The 4,659-nt window shown below is 56.4% G+C and carries 5 protein-coding genes; all 5 read left to right on the top strand.

Going from position 1 to position 4,659, the window contains the following annotated elements; all coding sequences use genetic code 11:
• Positions 1–75 precede the first annotated feature (75 nt).
• The 5 genes from HMPREF2656_RS02885 (at position 76) to HMPREF2656_RS02905 (ending at position 4,260) form a co-directional block, all read left to right on the top strand.
• The gene (locus tag HMPREF2656_RS02885; RefSeq protein WP_141760992.1) at positions 76–1,698 is read left to right on the top strand and encodes an SWIM zinc finger family protein; all 1,623 of its coding nucleotides are present in this window, start codon (positions 76–78) and stop codon (positions 1,696–1,698) included.
• Positions 1,699–1,791: 93 nt separating this feature from the next.
• Positions 1,792–2,232, top strand: a complete 441-nt coding sequence (locus HMPREF2656_RS02890; protein WP_070815813.1) for a hypothetical protein — start codon at positions 1,792–1,794, stop codon at positions 2,230–2,232.
• A 46-nt stretch (positions 2,233–2,278) separates the two neighbouring features.
• Positions 2,279–3,376 (top strand): DNA alkylation repair protein, encoded by a 1,098-nt coding sequence (locus HMPREF2656_RS02895; RefSeq protein ID WP_070815814.1) that lies wholly within the window; start codon positions 2,279–2,281, stop codon positions 3,374–3,376.
• Positions 3,377–3,500: 124 nt separating this feature from the next.
• Positions 3,501–3,926 carry a hypothetical protein gene (locus tag HMPREF2656_RS02900; RefSeq protein ID WP_070815815.1) on the top strand — a complete coding sequence of 142 codons (426 nt, stop codon included), beginning with the start codon at positions 3,501–3,503 and terminating at the stop codon, positions 3,924–3,926.
• A 46-nt stretch (positions 3,927–3,972) separates the two neighbouring features.
• Entirely contained in the window at positions 3,973–4,260 is a 288-nt protein-coding gene (locus HMPREF2656_RS02905; RefSeq protein WP_070815816.1) for a hypothetical protein, read from the top strand.
• Positions 4,261–4,659 lie beyond the last annotated feature (399 nt).

Raw genomic sequence — 4,659 nt, forward strand, 5'->3', positions numbered from 1 at the left:
ACATCATGCCCTCTCACCAACCCAGGCCGGTTTAAAGCCCATGTCGATCGTCTTCAACGGCGTTACACTGGCTAAATGACTACCACCATCTTGGGCTGGCTGACAGAAAAAGACATCGAAGACGCCGCAGGGACTGGGGCCTTTAATCGAGGGAAAAAGATTTCCCCTGCAGATGTCACCATCCTCAGCGACACTGAATCCGAAGTCCAGGCCGCAGTCCAAGGGACGTGGCCATACCGAACGACATTGTTTGTACAAGGGGATCGGGTGGGCACGACGTGCAACTGCCCGGTGGGCACGCAATGGTGCAAACACGCGGTTGCAGTCGCGCTGACGGTGCTTGCCCCGAAAGAGCTCTCGTTCGACGATTCCGCAAGCCTCGAGGATGTTGAATCCTCCAACGTGTCCGCACCAGACGCGGTGGACACCTACTTGGAGTCGGCCAGCCCAGATGAACTGCGACGACTCCTTCGCCATCTGCGGCAACTTCCGGAAGTCCAGGAGTTTCTGGAGTTTCATGCCCTGAAAGATTCTGGCGATGACAAGCAAGTCCGTGAACACGTGAAATCGGCGATCACCGCTGCATCGCGGAAGAGCAGTGGATTTCGGGATTATTGGCAAAGTATGGAACTCGCACGGCACTGGAGCGATGCCCTGGACGTGGTGGAGGCGTACGTTGATGAGCACCGTGGCGCCGCAGTACGCCCTCAAATTGAGCGTGCGATCACGAGGTTGAATGCGGTTTTGGGACGTGCGGATGATTCTTCCGGGATGCTCGGCGACGAGCTGCATCGATGCTTCGACCTGCACGCGCGAGCATGCGCTGACGGCGTTGAGGACCAACAAAAACTTGCCAAGTGGTTGGTGAAGGAGACACTGGAAGCGCCGTTTTTTGGGCCTGATCTGAGGGCCTACGCGGGACTTCTCGACGCTGACGCGGTCGAATCAATCGCCGCAGCCTTTGAGGCGAATCCACCGAAGTACGGAGCCAAGGATCTCTTCCTCGATGTTACATTCTTGCGTGGCGACGACGACCAGATCGAATCAATGCTGCTCGACGGTAACTCCGTGAAGGACCTCATCGAGTTCTATGAGTCACGCGGCAGGAAAGATGAGGTCAAAGCAGTCCTTTCGAAGTGGGATACACCGATCCACTGGAACGAAATCGATTTCTTTGAAAACCGATTGCGCGCCTACCTGGGAGACAAAGCGTTGTTGGACTACCGCATTGAGAAGTTCAAAGAAAACCCGGGAACAGTGACATTTGACCGCGTGATCCATGGACCGGGGGTGACCGAAGACGTGATCGACCTCATCCCAGAGGGCATCCCGGGCAGAGACGTGATGCTCCTGCAAGCGGCAATGAGATTCAACGATCCGGAATTGGGCCTGTCGGTGGTAGATAGCGACGAGGTCGACGTTCACTCTGCATTTGAATTCGCCCGTTCAGTGCTATCCAGTCACGACCCGGAACGTGCATTTGAAATCATGCTCAGGGAACCTGAGCACATTGCTCGGGCAAGTGGCGACAGGGCGTACAAGCAGGCTGCCGCATCGGCGACGCAAATCATCGACTGCTTCCCGGCCGATCCAGTCGCGCGTAAGGCAGTGCTGGAAAAGATGGAAGAGCTAGCCATCCGTTACAAAAACCGGCCCAAGATGCTCAAGATTTGGCGCAACTGCGGCCTGATCAACTAGCCGCGAACCTCCCAATTGCTCCCGAGCCGATTCATCGGATGGTGGTAGCGTTTTATGGCATACCTCACACTCAACCTTTGGAGGACATGCCCTATGAGTGAGGAAACTATTGGGCTTCTCGTCTGCATCGGTGCAGTCCTGTTGATGATCGCTTGCTGGACTTTCTATATCCAGGGCGTGCGAAGAGTACCCGAATCAGAGGAATGGTACGACTCGGCAGACGCAAACGGTGCAGAAAGCGATGGCGTGCTCTTTATCTATCCCTACGGCACACTAATTCTTGGTGCCGCCGGGGCCATGGGGCTGATCGGAAGTGTGGGCTTTCCTGAGTCTGTCGAAACGGTGTTGATGATTCCATGCATGGCCGCCTGGGGCATCGGAATCATTGGTTTCACGGGCGCGTTTGGTATTCCGCTTCCGTGGCCGTTCGTGCCGCGTTGGGTCGTCGATATCCGTAAAGCCAAACGCGCTCGAAGGCGCGAACGCAGACAAGCCTGGAAAACGAAAAGCAACCGAATCAAAAGGAAGAAATAGCTCTAGCCACCTGCTGAGTAACCGTGGCCGGGCATAATGCACAGCTATGGCCACCAAAATGAAGGACTACTTCAACGCAGACACGGCGCAAAAGCTCGGCGCACAGCTTGGTATTGATGGCGAGGAATACGCCGCGTGGGTCGCGCCACGCGTCGAAGGTCTAGAAATCCTGGACCGTGTGACCGTGTTCGCACAGGGGCTTCAGGAACGACTTGAGGGGGATTACGTCGAGATGGTTGGCGGGGTCGTCGAAAAGCTTGGCCCCGAACTTGCGGAAGGGGAGGGATACTTCAACCATGCCTTCCACCTGTGGCCGGTGAGCCGCTTCATTGAACTGTACGGGGTGGATGATCCGGAGGTTTCTTTAGACGCGATTGAGGCACTGACGAGGGTGTTCACCGGTGAGTTTGCGGTGCGTCCTTTCTTGGATCGCTACCCAGCGCTAACCATGCCGCGGGTGCATCAGTGGGCTGGATCAGACAGCCACAACGTGCGCCGCCTCGCCTCAGAGGGCATCCGCCCGCGTCTGCCGTGGGCGAAGGTGTACACGCCGTTTGTGGAGAACCCCTTGCCGATCATTCCGGTCTTGGATCGGCTTTACGACGATGCGTCGCTGTTCGTGAGAAAATCCGTTGCCAACAACCTCAACGACATCGGCCGCACGCACCCTGAGTTGGCGCTTGCCACCGCCTCGCGTTGGTCGGCCAGCGGGGCTCCACACGCGGCTTGGGTGGTGGAACGGGGATTGCGTGGTCTGATCAAGCGCGGTAACAGTGAGGCTTTGGAGCTTGCCGGGTTTTCGACGCCTACAGCAATCACCGTTACCCGCCCTGAATTCCCTCACGCCGTGGCCATAGGGGAGAAGGCGACCTTGTCCGCAACACTCACCAACACAGGGAACACCGTCGCGAATGCGCTAGCAAACTACCGTGTGCACTTCCTGAAAAAGAACGGCACCCGACAGCCGAGCGTGTTCCGCCTCGGGAAGTTCGCGCTGGCGCCGGGTGAAACACGTGTGGTGGCCAAGACGCACGCGTTTCGGGTTATCAGTACGCGTACCTACTACCCAGGCACGCAGGCCGTAAGTCTGGTGATTAACGGGCACGAAGGCGAGCTAGTGGATTTTGAGCTCACCGAGAAGTAGCCGTTGCACTTGTACGGTTACCGGGCCGAATGGGCAGATCTCAATTTGCTGCCGAGCTTGATTAGCCGGAAATTGGTAGCGTTTTTTGCAGACCGCAACACGCATCCACAGGAGGTCATGCTCTATGGGCGGAGATACTACGGCGTTGCTCGTCTGCATGGGGTCTGTGGTGGTCATGGTTCTTTACTGGACCTACTACATTCGGAGCGTGCGAAAGACTCCCAGATCGGAACGGTGGTACGACTCGGCTGATTCAGAAGGCGGAGTAAGCGATGGTCCGCTCTTCATTTATCCCTACGGCACGCTACTCATGGGCGCTGTTGGTCTCACAGGGTTAATCGCAGATATCGGACTTCCGGAGCCTGCCGAAACAGTACTGATGGTTCCATGCATGGTAGCTTTCGTCATCGCAGCCATTGGTTTTACGGGCGCGTTCGGAATTCCGCTTCCGTGGCCGTTCGTCCCTCGTTGGGTCGTCGATATCCGCAAAGCCAAACGCGCCCGACGCCGCGAACGCAGAGAAGCCCGCAGGAAGGAAAAGAAGGGTTAACTAGACTCGTGCAAATACGCCTAACAAATAGCCGGAGGTACGAATTGTGAGCCTGCAAAAGCTCTTGTGGATTTGCGCGGGCATCGGGACTCTTCTTGCGGGGTATTTAAGCGGGGCCGCTGCTCTTCTGCTTATCGCTCTTCTTTTCGTCGCTGCCATACCGACAGTGCTTCTCGTTGCGTCATCTGCAGAGCCCAAAGGTGGACTTAAGTCCGTCGGCTTGCTTGCGGTCTGTATTGCTGTAGGTGCCTTCGTTCCTCTCGTTCTTATCTTCGCTTATGTCGTTTATGTCTCTGTAACCTGGTATTCGATTACCTCCGCTAATTCTCTATAGCACTCTTGGTTCGCCTCATCCGGGGCGGGGCCGGACAACTATTGGCGGCCGCGATCTCCTGTGTTGCCGTCAACATCTTGTTGCTTGCTTCCGACTCGGCCTGGTGCTGAATTCCCGGATTTCGAGGTTTAGGAAAATTCTTTTCCTCAGCAGGCCGTGTCACTTCTTGCTGAAAACGAAAATGGAGGGGGTTTCGGAAAACTCCTTGACCACCACTGACGCGGCCTAGTTCCAGACTTAGTTCCACGGCTTTCTCTGTTTAGTTCCAAATTCATCCTTGCCTGTGCTCGAAACTAGCCCCACGCAGCGAAAGTCGAAAAGGGTGCCGCCTCGTAACCCGCTACGCTTTCCGCCCCGCAACCCCGTTGTGTCTGATCTGATGTAGGTGGTCCAGTTCGG

Source organism: Corynebacterium sp. HMSC034B08 (genome assembly GCF_001835805.1).
GTDB lineage: Bacteria > Actinomycetota > Actinomycetes > Mycobacteriales > Mycobacteriaceae > Corynebacterium > Corynebacterium coyleae.